Source organism: Streptomyces glaucescens, from assembly GCF_000761215.1.
Taxonomy (GTDB): domain Bacteria; phylum Actinomycetota; class Actinomycetes; order Streptomycetales; family Streptomycetaceae; genus Streptomyces; species Streptomyces glaucescens_B.
The window spans coordinates 6,506,775-6,521,219 of the sequence record NZ_CP009438.1 but is presented as its reverse complement, the minus strand read 5'-3'; the positions used below and the strand labels follow the sequence as shown (position 1 = coordinate 6,521,219).

Sequence of the window (14,445 nt, the reverse complement as noted above, 5' to 3'; positions counted from 1 at the left end):
CCTGACCGTCATCGCTCAGCGGACAAGGCAGTGCCGGGGCGATGTGGAGCGCCCATTAATTAGCACTGCTAGTTTTCGACTATAGACCTCCGGACGGCCCGCTGGGAAGATCCCCCGGAACTCGTCCGGAACTGTGACCCATCCTTCCCCGACGCGGCTGGAGGAGCCCATGACCGACGCCCGCGAACACGTCCTCACCGGAACGCGGGGCACGATCAGCGCCCGCGAGTGGCCGCACCCGCGCCCCCGCTGGATCGCCCTCGTGGCGCACGGCTACGGCGAGCACATCGGCCGGTACGCGGAGCTCGCCGGCGCGCTCGGGAAGCACGGCGCGGCCGTGTTCGGACCCGACCACACGGGCCACGGGCGGTCCGCCGGTGAGCGGGTGGTGATCGAGGACTTCGAGGACGTGGTCACGGACCTGCACACCGTCGCCCAGCGGGCGCGGTCGACGCACCCGGACGTGCCGGTGGTGCTGATCGGGCACTCCATGGGCGGCCTCGTCGCCGCCCGGTACGCCCAGCGCCACGGCGACCGGCTCGCCGCGCTGGTGCTGTCCGGGCCGGTGATCGGCACCTGGGAGACACCGGCGCGGCTGCTCGCCCACGACTCGGCGCACGGCGAGGTGCCCGGCATCCCGGTCAGCCCCGCCGCGCTCTCCCGTGACCCGGCGGTGGGCGCGGCCTACGCCGCGGACCCGCTGGTCTGGCACGGCCCGATGAAACGGCCGACGCTGCGGGCGTTCGTCCGGACCCTGGAGGATGTCGCCCGGGGCGGTGACGTGGGCCGGCTGCCGCTGCTGTGGCTGCACGGCGACGACGACCGGCTGGTGCCGCTCGCGGGCAGCCGCCCCGGCGTCGAGCGGCTGAGCGGCGGCGCGGCGACCGAGCGGATCTTCCCGGGCGCGCGGCACGAGGTGTTCCACGAGACGATCAAGGCGGCGGCCTTCGCCGAGGTCACGGCGTTCGTGGACCGGGTACTCGGGGGCTGAGCGGGCGGACCGCCGCGCCCTGAGGCCCCGCCGTCCGCCTCGGCGTACGCCGGGTTTGTGCCGGTACGTACGGGGCACCCGCGCCCCCAGGGAGCGGTCGCGGCGAGCGGTCCGCGCCGCCCCGCACGTCCAGGAACCGTCACGGACGAGGCAACAAGGAGAAGCCCCCCATGACCGTAGTGAAGAGCACGCTGCCCGACGACGCCCGCCGGGTCGCCTGTGACGCCCTGCAGGACACCCTGGTGGACCTGCTAGGGCTGTCACTGATCGGCAAGCAGGCCCACTGGAACATCGTCGGACCCCGCTTCCGCTCGATCCACCTCCAGCTCGACGAGGTGGTCGCCTCGGCCCGCGCCCACTCCGACACGGTGGCCGAGCGGTGCGCCGCGCTGGGCGTGTCGCCGGACGGCCGGCCCGAGACGATCGCCGCGCGGTTCGCGCTGCCCGGGCCGAAGGAGGGCTGGGTGCGCGACAACGAGGCGGTCCAGGTGCTGGTGGAGTCGCTGGGGGCGGCCATCGGACGGCTGCGGGAGCGGATCGAGGCGACCGAGGGGCCGGATCCGGTCACCCAGGACCTGCTGATCGCCATCACGGCCGACCTGGAGAAGCAGCGCTGGATGTTCGAGGCCGAGAACTTCCCGCGCGAGGACTGACCCGGGCTCAGGCACCACAGGGAAAGGGCAGGCATGACGGACTCCCGCGAACTCGACGCGCTGTGGGAGGACTTCCACCGCGTGGTCAACATGACGTCCAAGGAGCTGGCCGACTGGCTGCGGACCCGCGACGCCGGCGAGCTGGCCGAACCGCTGCCGGACCAGGCGGGGCCCCCGCTCGGCAAGCAGGTCCTCGCCGTCCTGCAGAAGCGGCGCACCGACCTCACCGACGAGGACGTCCGGGTGATGTCGCTGGTGGTGGAGATGGTGTCCGGGCAGACGGACATGGCGGACGAGCCCGAGGCGGAACGGACGCAGCGGCGCCACACCCTGATGTCGATCGGTCACGACCCGCTGAAACCGTGACGGCGCCGCGGCGGGTGGTGCGCGAGCCGGTGCGGGCGCACGGGCGCACGTACACCGGGAAGGCGGTACGGCGGCCGCGGGAGACCCCGCGGCCGCCGTACCGCCTTCCTCATGCCGTCGGTCCCTGCCCAGCGCGAGGAAACGCGCGTCCGTCGCCGTCGCCGTCGCCGCCGCCCTCTGCACGAACGCACGGCCGCCCTGCCCGGTGACGGCGCGGGACCGGTGACGGGCGGCCCGCGCCCGCCGCGCCGGGGGACGCGCGGGGACACCGGCGCACCGCGGCGGCTGCTGCAGAAGGTGCCCGGCCTCGGCCCGGCCGGCGCGTACACCTTCCCGCGCGAGGGCCGGCGAGTCAGTCCGGAAGCCTAGCCCCGCCTCGACGGCGGGGCGCTCGCCGGTGCCGGGCGGCTCGGCCCGCCGACGGGCCCGGACCAGCGCCGCGAGGCCGCCGGCGACACCGAACCGGCCGTGCCGCCAGCCGCGTTGGTGCGATCGGCACCGGCCGGGCACGTGGCCGAAGACCGGCTCCGCCCGGGCCGCGTGATCATGCCAGACTGCTCGCAGCCCCGGGAGTCCCCGGGGCCCACCCAGCGAAGGAGCAGCGCGTGACGGGGACCGAGCCGGCCGTACGTCGGATCGACACGACCCGGCCCCATCCGGCCCGGGTGTACGACTGGTATCTCGGCGGCAAGGACAACTATCCGGTCGACGAGGAACTCGCCCGGCAGATCATGGCGATCGACGACGGCGCCCCGCGGGCCGCCCGCGCCAACCGCTGGTTCATGCAGCGGGCCACCCGGCTGCTGGTCCGGGACGCGGGCATCCGGCAGTTCCTCGACATCGGCTCCGGCATCCCGACCGAGCCCAATCTCCACCAGATCGCCCAGGCCGCCGCGCCCGGCTCCCGGGTCGTCTACGTCGACAACGACCCGATCGTCCTGGCACACGCCGCCGCCCTGCTGCGCGGCACCCCCGAGGGCGCCACCGACTACGTCCAGGCGGACGTCCGTGACCCGGAGCGCATCCTCGAAGAGGCCGCCCAGACCCTCGACTTCGGCCGCCCGGTGGCCCTGTCCCTCATCGCCCTGATGCACTTCGTCGCGGACGAGGACGGTGCCTACGACCTGGTGGACACGCTCGTCGGCGCGCTGGCGCCGGGGAGCTGCCTGGTGCTGTCCGCGATGACCGCCGACTTCGAGCCGGAGAACGTCCGGCGCGGCATCGCGGCGTACACGGCGGGCGGAGTGACCCTGGTGGCCCGCTCGCAGGCCCAAGTGGCCCGGTTCTTCGGGGGACTCGAGCTGCTGGCCCCGGGCGTCGTGTCCGTCGCCGACTGGCGTCCCGAGCTGGCGGAGGGCGAATCCCCTCTCGGCCCGGGCCCGGTGTCCCTGTACGGCGCGGTCGGCCGCAAGGGCTGACCGCGGGCACCGCACCCTCGCGGCCGGCCCCCGGCCCTCCCCGGCAGGCGGTACGCCGACGGGAACGTGGACGACCCGGCGGCGGGGGCGAGGCGGTGCGGCCGTCCGCCACGGGGCCAGGAAGCGCGTGAAAGGGCCTGATCGCCGGGGCCGGTGCCGGGCGGCGGGGGGCCGAGGCGCCCGCGGTGATCAACGACCCCGCGCTGCCGGTACGCTGTGGCAGCCGCGGCGCTCCCCCCACCACCACCCGCACCCGCGCGGTGAGTTCGGCCCGCGGTTGTCGACCCACTCTGGACGAGGACGAAGCACAGGTGCTCATAGCGGGCCGGTACCGGCTGCAGGATCCGATCGGGCGCGGCGCGATGGGAGAGGTCTGGCGGGCGTACGACGACACGCTCGGCAGGCCGGTCGCCGTCAAGCTGCTGCTGCCCCAGGACTCCGACACCACGGCCGCCTCCCGGTTCCGGCTGGAGGCCCAGACCGCCGGCCGGCTCCACCACCCCCATGTCGTCGGTGTCCTGGACTTCGGCACCTACGAGAACAAGCTGTTCCTGGTGATGGAACTGGTCGAGGGCGACAGCCTGGCCGGGCTGCTCGCCCGCTCGGGCCCGCAGCCCGCCGAGCGGGTGGCGCGGATCGCCGCGGAGGCGGCGGCCGGGCTGGCCGCCGCCCACCAGCAGGGCATCGTGCACCGGGACATCAAGCCCGCCAATCTGCTGCTGGACGCCGACGGCACCCTCAAGATCGGTGACTTCGGCATCGCCCGCTTCATGGACGACCCGGCCGCCGCGCTCACCGCGACCGGGCAGATCGTCGGGACCAGCCTGTACATCGCGCCGGAGCGCGCGCTGGGCAAGCCCGCCGGTCCGGCCAGCGACGTCTACTCGCTGGGCTGTGTGCTGTACCAGCTCCTCACCGGCGCCCCGCCGTTCCAGGCCGACAGCGCCATCGCGATCCTGCACCAGCACCTCGACGCCGCGCCCACGCCGCCCCGCCAGCTCGGCGCCCAGCTGCCGCCCGCCTTCGAGAACTACCTGCTGGGCCTGCTGGCCAAGCAGCCCGAGCACCGGCCCGACGCCGCACAGGTCGCCGACTGGTTCGCCTCGGGCGCCTGGCAGGGCCGCCCGGAGCCGCTGCCCGCGCCCCTGCCCGCGGCTGCGCCGGGCTTCGCGGCGAACGAGCCCCGCCCCGAGCCGCAGCCGGCCCCGCGCCGCCAGGCCGCCCCGTCCCACCAGGCCACGCCCCGTCACCAGCCGGGCCCGCGCCACCAGCCGGCCGCGCAGCCACGGCCGCGTCCGGCCGGCGAGACCGGCCCGGCGACGACGTACATGCTGCCGTCCGCCACCGGATCCGGTTCCCGCCGCCGTCCGCGGACCGTGAACGGGCGCAAGGTGGCGGCCGGGGTGGCCGGGGTGGGCCTCTTCCTCGCCGCGATGCTCGCGGGCATGCTGATGTTCGCCCCCGACGACAGCGGTGCCCAGACCCGCACGGACCCCTCCGGCACCCCCGATCCCGCCGCCACGGCCACCGGGGCGCCGCAGGACCAGGACCCGCCCGCGGAATCCCTGGGCCAGGCTCCGGCCGCCGGCTCGCAGGGACGCGACGCCGCCGCCGACGCGCCGGGCCTGGTGCCCGCCGCCGGGGTGCACGGCGACGACGGCGACGAGGCCGAGGACGGCTGAGTCACCTCGGCTTGCCGTGCTCGGACAGGTCCTGGAGCAGATCGGCCGAGGGGACGAAGAACAGGGTGCCGGTGACCGCGCGCGAGAAGTCCAGCAGCGGGTCGGGTCCACCGGCCGGCGTGCCGAGGAACATGCGGCGCAGCATGGTCTCGGTGAGCTGCGGGTCGCGGGCGTAGGCGATGAAGTAGGTCCCGAACTCGCCCCGGCCCGGGCGGCCGAACGGCATGGCGGCGCGCAGGATGCGCTGCTCGGCGCCGTCCGGGCCGAGCACGGTGTTGACGTCCTTGTGCGAGCCGGGCGCGTCCAGTTCCAGGCCGGTCGCCTTGGTGCGGCCCACGATCCGCTCCTGCTCCTCGGTGGTCAGGCCCTCCCACGCGGCCACGTCGTGCAGGTACTTCTGCACGATCGCGTAGCTGCCGCCCCGGAACTCCGGGTCCTCGTCGCCGATCAGCGCCGCCTCGGCCGCGTCGGCGCCGGCCGGGTTCTCGGTGCCGTCGACGAAGCCGAGCAGGTTGCGGGCGTCGTAGTAGGCGAAGGCCTGGGTCTCGTCCTGGACGGTGGCCGCGCCGCGCAGCCTCTTCATGATCTCGGCGGTGAGCGCGAAGCACAGGTCGGGGCGGGCCGCCCGTATGTGGAAGAGCAGGTCTCCGGGGGTGGCGACGGCGTGGTGGCGGGGCCCGGACAGTTCGCGGAACGGGTGCAGGGCGGCGGGGCGCGGCACGCCGTAGAGCCGGTCCCAGGCCGGGGCGCCGACACCCGCCACGCAGGACAGGCGCCCCTCCGGGTGCGGGAAGGCCAGCGCCCGTTCCAGAGCCGGGAGTTCGGCCAGCACCTCCCGGGCCGGCGTCTCCCCGCCGGGGTCGACGGTGACCACCAGGAAGACCGCGGCGCGCGCGGGTGGCCCCAGCACCGGCTGTGGCCGGACGCGGGGCGGCGGAACCGACGGGACCGAGGACGGCATGGCTCCCCCTCTTCGACGTGACGTCACGGCCACAGCGGCCGGTCGGCAACGGTCACCATGCCCAGTCCGGCGCGGGGCGACACGGCCCGCCGTGGTGCGCCGGAGCGCGCTGCCGCGGACCGGCGGCGCGAGCGGCCCGCGAGCGCCGATCGTCTCGCGGGCGGCGGCCGGGGCGTCAGGCCGGCAGGCCGAGCACCCGCCGGATCGTGCGCAGCACGCCGTCGTCGTTGTTGGAGGGCGCGAGGTGGCGGGCCCGGCGGACGACCTCCGGATGGGCGTTGGCCATGGCGAAGGACCACTCGGCGGTGTCCATCATCTGCAGGTCGTTGAGGTAGTCGCCGAACACCATGGTCTGCGCGGGAGTGATGCCCAGCTCGCGCTGGAGGCGGCGGACGGCGGCGCCCTTGTCGGCGGTGCGGTTCATGACGTCGACCCAGTGCTCGCCGGAGACCACGACCTGGTGGGTCCCGGCGAATTCGGCCAACGCCGGGGCGGTGGTGCGTTCGGCGGAGCCGAAGTCGTAGAGGGCCACCTTGAGGACGTCGTCGTCGACGGCGGTGACGTCCCCGACGATCCGGTTCTCCACGTAGTAGCGGCGGACCTCGGCGAGGAAGGCCGCATCGGTGCGCTCGACGTAGGCGGACTTCTTGCCGCAGACGACGGCGCCGACGTCGGTGCCCGCCGCGGACAGCCGCCGTACCGCCGCGACGACCTCGGCGACGACGGCCCGGTCCAGCGGGTCGGAGCTGATCTCCACCCCGTCGCGCACCACGTAGGTGCCGTTCTCCGCGATGAACACCATGCCCTGCGCGGCCCGGGCGAACTCGCGGGCGAGGGTCGCGTACTGGCGGCCGCTGGCCGGGGTGAAGAGCACGCCGCGTTCGCGCAGCCGTTCCAGCACGTCCCACAGTCCGGCCGGCGGCCGTTTGTCGTCGTCCAGCAGCGTGCCGTCCATGTCGGTGACGACGAGCCGGATGTCGGCGGCGGCGGGGGCGCTCGCGGGGTCGGCGGGGGCGGGGAGGGGTGAGGGGGAGTACGGCATGTCCTGCTTCCTGCGACGGCAGCCCTTGGTCGTTCGGTGGACGGCTGTCAACCCTACCCGGGGAACCTCACCCGCCCGGGTGAGCGTCCTCGTCCCCGGTGACCGGCCCCCACCGGCCGCCCCGGGCGCTCGACGGGTTCCCCGGACGGGCTGATCACGAGCGGGGCACAATGACGGGAACCGCGGTACGGGCGAGGAGAGGAAGCGACGTGAGCGAGGCCCCCACCCCGGCGGACGGATCGGCGCGCCCGAACACGGGCGTGGCGCACAACGCCCGGGTCTGGAACTACTGGATCGGCGGCAAGGACAACTACGAGGTCGACCACCGGGTCGGCGACCACGTGGCCTCGATGTTCCCGCTGATCCGGGACATCGCCCGCGCGGACCGCGAGTTCCTGGGCCGGGCGGTGCGGTTCCTGGCCGGCGAGCGCGGGGTGCGGCAGTTCCTGGACATCGGCACCGGGCTGCCCACCGCGGAGAACACCCACGAGATCGCCCAGCGCGTCGCACCGGACGCGCGGGTCGTGTACGTCGACAACGACCCGACCGTGCTGATCCACGCCCGCACCCTGCTCACCGGCACCGCGGCCGGCGTCATCGACTACATCGACGCCGATGTGCACGACCCGGACGTCATCCTGGAGCGCGCCGCGCGCACCCTGGACCTGTCCCGGCCGGTCGCGGTGATGATGCTCGGCATCCTCAACTTCGTGCTCGACACCGGGAAGGCGCGCGAGATCGCACACCGGGTGATGGCAGCCGTCCCCTCGGGCAGTTTCCTGGTGCTGACCCACCCGACCTTCGAGCCGGAGCTGGGCGGCGAGGGCCAGATCCCGGCGATGCGGTTCTGGAACGAGAACGCCACGCCGCCGATCACCGCCCGCGGCCGGGCCGACGTGGCCGCGTTCTTCGAGGGACTAAACCTGCTGGAACCGGGGCTGGTCTCCTGCGCGCGGTGGCGCCCGGACGTGCCGGACCCCGTCGTGGTCCCGCAGTTCGGCGCCGTCGCCGTGAAGCCCTGACCACCGCCGCCGCCACCGCCGCGACGGCGGCCGACGTCCGGCCGGACGCGTGCGCCGAAACGGTTTGCCGACGCCACCTGAAAGTATGATCAAGCAATGTCTGACATGACCGAAACCACGCCCGGTTGGCTGACACCCGACGAACTCGAACTGGCCCGCGCCCGCATGCCGATCCTGTACGTCGAGGCCGTCCCGGTCCGCGTGGACGACAGCGGCGAGGTCACCAGCATCGGCCTGCTGCTGCGCATCGGCCCGGACGGCACGGTCAGCCGCACCCTGGTCTCCGGCCGGGTGCTGCACCACGAACGGGTCCGGGACGCCCTGCTGCGCCACCTGGAGAAGGACCTCGGCCCGGTCGCCCTCCCCCGGGTCCCGGCCTCGCTGCAGCCGTTCACCGTCGCCGAGTACTTCCCGACCCAGGGCATCACCCCGTTCCACGATCCGCGCCAGCACGCGGTGTCCCTCGCCTACATCGTCCCGGTCACCGGCGACTGCCGGCCCCGGCAGGACGCGCTGGACCTGGTGTGGTTCAGCCCCCAGGAGGCGGCCTCGGAGGCCGTGCGGAGCGAGATGCCGGGTGGTCACGGCGTGCTGCTCAAGCAGGCCCTCGCCCACGTGGGCCTGGCGATTTGAGCGCCCCCGGTACCTCCGCCGCCCTCCGGTTCACGCCCCGGCCCTGCACCCTCGTGGTGTGCCGGGGATGCTGCTGCGGCAACCCGCGCAAACACCCGGGCACCGACCACGCCTGGCAGCTGGAGCGGCTGCGGGCCGCCGCGGCGGACTCCGGCGGCCGGTTCACCGTCCGCACGACGGACTGTCTGGGCCCGTGCGACCAGGCGAACGTCATCGTCGTACAGCCCTCCAGCGCGGGCCGGCGGGCCGGGGGACGCGCGGTCTGGGTGGGGTTCGCGACGGACGACGCCGCGACCGAGGAGCTGCTGGAGTGGGCGGCGGCGGGGGGTCCCGGGGTGGCCGCGCCTCCGGTGACGCTGGAGCTGCAGTTCATTCCGGCTCCCCGGGAGGGCAAGGTGCGCCGGGCGGGGAGCGCCCGCCCGGGAGGGGAGGGCCCGCCGCCGCTGAGGTCCGGCACCGATCACGGCCCCTTTTCATAATGGGAACCGTTTTCATGTAGCGTGCTGCCTGGTTCACCGACCCAGGAAGGACTCCCATGGCCGTTCCCAAGCGGAAGATGTCCCGCAGCAACACCCGCCACCGCCGCGCCCGGTGGAGGGCGAGCACGCCGAACCTGGTCCCCGTGACCGTCGACGGCGTCCGCCACCTCGTACCGCAGCACCTGGTCAGGGCGTACGAGCGCGGGCTGCTGCGCCCCGGGGACTGACCGGCGGGGCTCCGGCGGAACGCGGGAACGCCGGGACGGCCGCGCCCCGGTTCCGGCCGCCGGCGCCGAACCTCTCCGGCGCCCGCCGTCGAGGACCGCCGCGGCTCCGGTGAGGGAGGGCGCCCCAGGCCCGGGGGCGCCCTCCCTCCCGGTTCAGGCCGCCGCCGCCAGCAGGTCGATCAGCGTCGCGCGGGCCCGGGCGACCCGGGACCGCAGCGTGCCGACCGGACAGCCGCCGATCCGGGCGGCCTCCGCGTACGGCAGCCCGAGCAGCTGGGTGAGCACGAACGCCTCCCGGCGCTCGTCGGGCAGCGCCCCCAGCAGATCGAGCAGCGCGACGCCGTCGTCGAACCCGGGCAGACCGCACGGCTGCGCCCGCTCCACGGCCAGCCGCCAGTCCGCGCTGTCGCACGACCGCGGCCGGGTGCCGGCGTACCGGTAGCTGTCGACGACCGCCCGGCGGGCGATGGCCAGCAGCCAGGAGCGCGCCGAGGAGCGCCCCTCGAAGCGGTGCAGGCTGCCGAGCGCCCGCAGGAAGGTGTCCTGCGCCAGGTCGTCGACCGCCTGCGGATCGGCACAGAGGTGGGCGACGTACCGCAGGACGTCGTGGTGCAGGGCGCGGACGAACCGCTCGACGGCGTCGGGGTCGCCGCCCCGGGCGGCGAGCGCCCAGGCCGTTGTCGACTCGTCGGCGCGTTCGGGTACGGGGGTGGCGGAAGTGATCACCTGGTGTCCTTCTCGTCAACGGGAAAGCGGCCGTACGGCCCTGCTCGGGCGTACGGCCGGGGCCGCGAGGCGCACACGGGCGGCCTCGGGAATCCGGCTGTCGTCAGGCGACAGCGGTCCCCGGCGGCGGACCCCGAGAGGTGATCGCGTGGACGAGAAGGAGCCCGCGCGGTGTCCGGTGCGAGCGGCGCCGCCGGACCCGCGGGCGCGGCGGCGGCGCCACGACGGCCGGGCCGAGCGGCAGCCGCAGCGGTGCCGCGAGCCAGCCGGCCACGGCGCGCAGGATGCGGAAGGCGGCCCGTTCACCGTGGGCGAGCCACAGGCCGCACAGCACCGCGGCCAGCAGGTGCGCGGCGAGCATCCCGGACGACGAGGAGCCGGCCGGAGCGGGCCCGGCCGCGGAAGGACCGGTCTGTTCCAGGCCGGCCGTGTGGCCCGCGTGCGCCATGTGCGCCATGTGGTCGGCGTAGGCCAGGTGGGCGGCGTGCCCGAGGTCGGGGGCGCCGGACTGGGCGAACGAGAACGCCGAGTGCAGGGCCGTCTGCGCGGCGACGACGACGCTCGTGATCAGCGGCAGCCCCCGCTCCCGGCCCGCCAGCCCCCAGCCGGCCAGCCCGGTCGCGGCGAACCCGGCGGCCAGCGTCCAGCCGGGCACGTGCCGGCCGGACATCAGGACGTGGCCCAGGGCCGCGAGCAGCACACAGACGGCCGCGAACACCGCGGCCCGCACCGTGCGCGCTCCCCACCCTGCCGTCATGACGGCCTCATCCTCCCACCCGGGGTCCGGACCTCACCCATGCCTACGGACATCGGCGGCCCGGCGACTCAGAGCCGTGCGCCGGGGAATGCGGCAGGAGCCGGAAGGATCCCGGAGACGGACGAGCGGCGGCCTGCGGCAGGCCGGCCGGTCACCCGGGAGACGGGCGCATGCCGCTCGGCCAGGGAAACGGAGAAGGGCCCCCGTGGGCTCTCGCCCGCGAAGACCCTCCGCACCGTCGGGACGACAGGATTTGAACCTGCGACCCCTTGACCCCCAGTCAAGTGCGCTACCAAGCTGCGCCACGTCCCGATGCCGTCTGACCTGGGGTTTCCCCTGGCCGAACGCGCAGAGAAACAATACCGCACTCGGGTGGGTGGTCGCGCACCCCTTTTGGTCCGGGAGGGGTGGCCCGGGCCTACTCGCGGCGGACCAGGCCGGCCTTGCCCGGGGCGGGCGCGCGGGGCGCGGGGGCCGGGTCGACGCGGACCAGGCCGCGGATCGCGGGAACGGCCAGCAGTGAGATCACGACGACGAAGCTGGTCACCCCGGAGACCAGGAGCACCTGCTCGGCGCCGAGGGCCGCGGCGGCCGGGCCGGCGAGGGCCTGGCCGATCGGCATCATCGCCAGCGAGCCCGCCACGTCGTAGGCGTGGATGCGGTTCAGCACGTCGGGCGGGACCTGGGTCTGCACGCTGGTCGCCCACATCACGCCCCAGAAGGACAGGCCGGCCCCGGCGACGGCGGCCCCGGCGGCCATGGCGGGCACCGTCAGCCCGAGGCCGACGGAGAGGGGGAACGCGGCGAAGCCGGTCAGGGCGACGGCGCCGGCGCGCAGCATCCGGCGCGGGCGCAGCCGCAGGGCGAGGAGTCCGCCGACGACGGTGCCGGCGCCGAGGGCGGAGTTGACCAGTCCGTAGGCGCCGGGGCCGTGCTCGCGCACCACCTCGGCGGCGACCAGGGGGCCGGTCGGTCCCCAGACGGCGATCATGTAGAGGCACCAGACGGCGATCACCGCCCACAGCCAGGTGCGCGACCGGAACTCGCGCCAGCCGTCCACGAGGTCCGCCCGGAAGGTGCCCGGGGTGTGACCGGTGGGCCGGTGGTCGGGGGCGGGCGGGGGCAGGCGCAGCAGCAGCAGGCACACGGCGCTGATCGCGTAGGTGGCGGCGTGGGCGGCGAACACACCGCCCGGCGTGGCGAGGCCGACGACGAGTCCGGCGACGGCCGGCCCAGCCAGCTGGGCCACGGACTCGGCGACCCGGACGGCGCCGTTGGCGCCCTGCACATCGGTGGCGAGGCGGGGCACCATGCTGGCCACGCCGGGCTGGAACAGGGCGCCCGCGGCGCCGTTGACCAGGCCGATCGCGCAGATCTCCCAGAGCACCACGTGGTCGGCGAAGAACAGCGCGGCGGCGAGGGCCTGGGTGCCGAGCCGGGCGACGTCGGCCCAGACCATCAGGGTGCGGGTGGCGAACCGGTCGGCGATCACCCCGGCGAAGACGACCAGGCCGGCGAAGGTGGCGGCGGTCGCGGCCATCGCGAGGCCGACCGCACCCGCCCCGTAGCCGTGCTGGAGCAGTCCGGCGGCCAGTGCCACCGGCAGCATGGTGTCCCCGAGCCGGGCGACGGCACGGGCGGTGAAGAACAGTCCGAAGTCCCGCGACCACAACCGCGGCGGGTCGCCGCCGCGTTCCCCCTCACCGGTGGGCTCGTCCACCGGTCTTCCGGACATCACTTGGCATGTCTCCCTCCGGCCCCTGCAAGCCCGGGATCATGCCACGGCCGCCGGACGCCACCAAGGCGATTTCACTCCGCGGCCGGCAGCCCCAGCTCCGGGTGGGCGTCGAGGAGCCGGGACGGTGCGGCCTGCCTCCACGAGTCGGTGAGGATGTCCCGCAGCTCGGCCTCGTCCTCCAGCGCGGCGAGCCGAACCCGCACCCACGCGAACTGGGCCTCGTGGTCGGCGATCCAGAACTTGCCCGGCTCGGCGAGGACCAGTTCGTCGCGCTCCACCTTGGGGCAGCGCACCGCCATGGAGGTCTCCTCCTCGGGCAGCGTGGCGAACATCTTGCCCGCCACCCGGAAGGTGGGCATGCTCCAGGCGGTCTTCTCCGTGGTGTCCGGCAGGGACAGGGCGATCCGGCGTACGTCTTCGGCATCCGACATGCCCCGCACGCTAGCTCGTGCCACTGACAGTCACCTGGTGGGAGCGGTTGCCGCCGGGCTCGTGAGCTGCTTGTAGTAGATCGTCGTGGGGCGCAGTGCCCCGCCCGGGTCGGCCGCGTAGCCGGGGATCGCGCCGAGCCTCGTCCAGCCGGCCGCGCTGTAGAGGCGCTCGGCGGGACTGCCGGTCTCGGTGTCCAGGTGGAGCAGGGTGATCCCGGCCGCGGCGGCGGCCCGTTCGGCGGTGTCGAGCAGCCGCCGGCCGTGTCCCCGGCCGCGGCCGTCCGGGTGCACCATCAGCTTGACCAGTTCGGCGCGGTGGCGGCTGTTGGGCTTGTCGGGGAAGGCGAGGCCGACCGTGCCGACCAGCCGGCCCGCCTCGTACGCGGCCCAGACGGCGAGCCGCCCGCCGGCCACGGCGGCGGCCCGCTCCTTCCACCAGGCGGCGGCCTGGGCGGGGGCGAGCGGGGCGAGGAAGCCGACGGAGGCGCCGGCGGCCACGGTGTCGGCCAGCAGGCCGGCGAACTCCTCGGCCTCGTCGAGGAGCCGGCGCGCGTCGAGCCGGGTGACGGTCACGGCAGCACCACCGCCAGCGCGTAGCGCGCGTCCCGGGGGCCGGGGCAGCGGAACCGGGTCGGGCCCCACACCCGCAGCCGCAGGCAGTCACCGGCGTCGAGGCGGTGCGCGACGTCCTGGGCGGTCACCTCCAGCGTGCCCTCCAGCAGCCAGATGTGCTGTTCCAGGCCGGGTACGGGCGGGCGGTCGTAGGCGAGGTCGGCGCCCGCGGTGAGCCGGCCCTCGACGAGTTCGCCGCGCAGTCCCGGGTGCGGCGGGGACACCGAGCGCCGCACGAAGCCGGACGCGCGGTCCTCCCACACGGGCTGCTCGGCGGCGCGCAGCAGCAGGGCGGGCTCGGCCTCCACCTCGCTGAGCAGCTGGGACATGGTGCGGCCGTAGACGTGGCACAGGCGGTTCAGGACGGCGGCGGTGGGACTGATCTCGGCGCGTTCGGCCCGGGACAGGGTGGAACGGCTGACGCCGCTGCGCTCGGCCAGTTCCCCGAGCGACCAGCCGTGCTCGGTCCGCAGTTCGGCGAGGCGGGTGCCGAGCCGCACGTCGACGGGGTCCGGACCGGCCTCCAGGGCATGCTGTTTCATATCCGGGATGCTATCCCGGATATGGGATGTCGTCTCTCTCCTGTGGGACACGGGCGGCTGTGGCGGCCGTCACTCGCCTCCGCCGACGGTCTCCCGCGGCCGTGCGCCGCCGGTGTCCCCCAGCTCCCGCGCCGCGCCCTCCCGCACCCCTCCCGCCGCGGTCTG

At 75.0% G+C, this 14,445-nt stretch carries 17 protein-coding genes and 1 tRNA gene; 9 read left to right on the top strand and 9 right to left on the bottom strand.

All coding sequences use genetic code 11. The annotated features are described in order from the left end of the window. Positions 1-169: 169 nt before the first annotated feature. The 5 genes from SGLAU_RS28165 (at position 170) to SGLAU_RS28140 (ending at position 5,110) form a co-directional block, all read left to right on the top strand. A complete protein-coding gene (locus tag SGLAU_RS28165) occupies positions 170-991 on the top strand; it encodes an alpha/beta hydrolase (protein WP_043505347.1) in 822 nt (273 codons plus the stop codon). A gap of 170 nt (positions 992-1,161) precedes the next feature. After that, on the top strand, positions 1,162-1,644 hold the full coding sequence (locus tag SGLAU_RS28160) for a Dps family protein (RefSeq protein ID WP_043505346.1): 483 nt from the start codon (positions 1,162-1,164) through the stop codon (positions 1,642-1,644). A gap of 33 nt (positions 1,645-1,677) precedes the next feature. After that, positions 1,678-2,010, top strand: a complete 333-nt coding sequence (locus SGLAU_RS28155) for a DUF3140 domain-containing protein (RefSeq protein ID WP_043505345.1) — start codon at positions 1,678-1,680, stop codon at positions 2,008-2,010. Positions 2,011-2,615: 605 nt separating this feature from the next. Next, the gene (locus SGLAU_RS28145) at positions 2,616-3,428 is read left to right on the top strand and encodes an SAM-dependent methyltransferase (RefSeq protein ID WP_043505344.1); all 813 of its coding nucleotides are present in this window, start codon (positions 2,616-2,618) and stop codon (positions 3,426-3,428) included. Between the two features lie 311 nt (positions 3,429-3,739). Further along, complete coding sequence (locus tag SGLAU_RS28140) at positions 3,740-5,110, top strand: serine/threonine-protein kinase (RefSeq protein ID WP_063838901.1); 1,371 nt, start codon at positions 3,740-3,742, stop codon at positions 5,108-5,110. 1 nt (position 5,111) lies between these two features. On the opposite strand, the gene SGLAU_RS28135 is transcribed toward SGLAU_RS28140, so the two are convergent. Further along, entirely contained in the window at positions 5,112-6,071 is a 960-nt protein-coding gene (locus SGLAU_RS28135) for a Dyp-type peroxidase (RefSeq protein WP_043505343.1), read from the bottom strand. 175 nt (positions 6,072-6,246) lie between these two features. Continuing rightward, the gene (locus tag SGLAU_RS28130) at positions 6,247-7,113 is read right to left on the bottom strand and encodes a Cof-type HAD-IIB family hydrolase (protein WP_043505342.1); all 867 of its coding nucleotides are present in this window, start codon (positions 7,111-7,113) and stop codon (positions 6,247-6,249) included. Between the two features lie 209 nt (positions 7,114-7,322). Between SGLAU_RS28130 and SGLAU_RS28125 the strand changes: the two genes are divergently transcribed. The 4 genes from SGLAU_RS28125 to rpmF all read left to right on the top strand — a co-directional run bounded on the left by SGLAU_RS28125 (position 7,323) and on the right by rpmF (position 9,474). Continuing rightward, complete coding sequence (locus SGLAU_RS28125) at positions 7,323-8,135, top strand: SAM-dependent methyltransferase (RefSeq protein WP_043505341.1); 813 nt, start codon at positions 7,323-7,325, stop codon at positions 8,133-8,135. 105 nt (positions 8,136-8,240) lie between these two features. Next, the gene (locus SGLAU_RS28120; RefSeq protein ID WP_043505340.1) at positions 8,241-8,768 is read left to right on the top strand and encodes an NUDIX hydrolase family protein; all 528 of its coding nucleotides are present in this window, start codon (positions 8,241-8,243) and stop codon (positions 8,766-8,768) included. Then, entirely contained in the window at positions 8,765-9,247 is a 483-nt protein-coding gene (locus SGLAU_RS28115) for a (2Fe-2S) ferredoxin domain-containing protein (protein WP_244315272.1), read from the top strand. Before SGLAU_RS28120 ends, SGLAU_RS28115 begins: the two co-directional genes overlap by 4 nt. Positions 9,248-9,303: 56 nt before the next feature. Next, positions 9,304-9,474 (top strand): 50S ribosomal protein L32, encoded by a 171-nt coding sequence (rpmF, locus tag SGLAU_RS28110; protein WP_043505339.1) that lies wholly within the window; start codon positions 9,304-9,306, stop codon positions 9,472-9,474. Positions 9,475-9,627: 153 nt separating this feature from the next. Here rpmF and SGLAU_RS28105 read toward each other — a convergent pair whose 3' ends face one another. From SGLAU_RS28105 to SGLAU_RS28075, 7 genes are all read right to left on the bottom strand, one after another. Further along, a complete protein-coding gene (locus SGLAU_RS28105) occupies positions 9,628-10,200 on the bottom strand; it encodes a sigma factor (protein ID WP_043505338.1) in 573 nt (190 codons plus the stop codon). Positions 10,201-10,303: 103 nt separating this feature from the next. After that, a complete protein-coding gene (locus tag SGLAU_RS28100; protein ID WP_052413924.1) occupies positions 10,304-10,957 on the bottom strand; it encodes a hypothetical protein in 654 nt (217 codons plus the stop codon). Between the two features lie 238 nt (positions 10,958-11,195). Continuing rightward, positions 11,196-11,269, bottom strand: a tRNA-Pro gene (locus SGLAU_RS28095). A 106-nt stretch (positions 11,270-11,375) separates the two neighbouring features. After that, positions 11,376-12,692, bottom strand: coding sequence for an MFS transporter (locus SGLAU_RS28090; RefSeq protein ID WP_043505336.1), 1,317 nt, complete (start codon positions 12,690-12,692; stop codon positions 11,376-11,378). 74 nt (positions 12,693-12,766) lie between these two features. Continuing rightward, the gene (locus SGLAU_RS28085) at positions 12,767-13,126 is read right to left on the bottom strand and encodes an MmcQ/YjbR family DNA-binding protein (RefSeq protein WP_043505334.1); all 360 of its coding nucleotides are present in this window, start codon (positions 13,124-13,126) and stop codon (positions 12,767-12,769) included. Positions 13,127-13,156: 30 nt separating this feature from the next. Next, entirely contained in the window at positions 13,157-13,699 is a 543-nt protein-coding gene (locus SGLAU_RS28080) for a GNAT family N-acetyltransferase (protein ID WP_043505333.1), read from the bottom strand. Further along, positions 13,696-14,280 carry a helix-turn-helix domain-containing protein gene (locus tag SGLAU_RS28075; RefSeq protein WP_043505332.1) on the bottom strand — a complete coding sequence of 195 codons (585 nt, stop codon included), beginning with the start codon at positions 14,278-14,280 and terminating at the stop codon, positions 13,696-13,698. Before SGLAU_RS28075 ends, SGLAU_RS28080 begins: the two co-directional genes overlap by 4 nt. Positions 14,281-14,445: the final 165 nt, after the last annotated feature.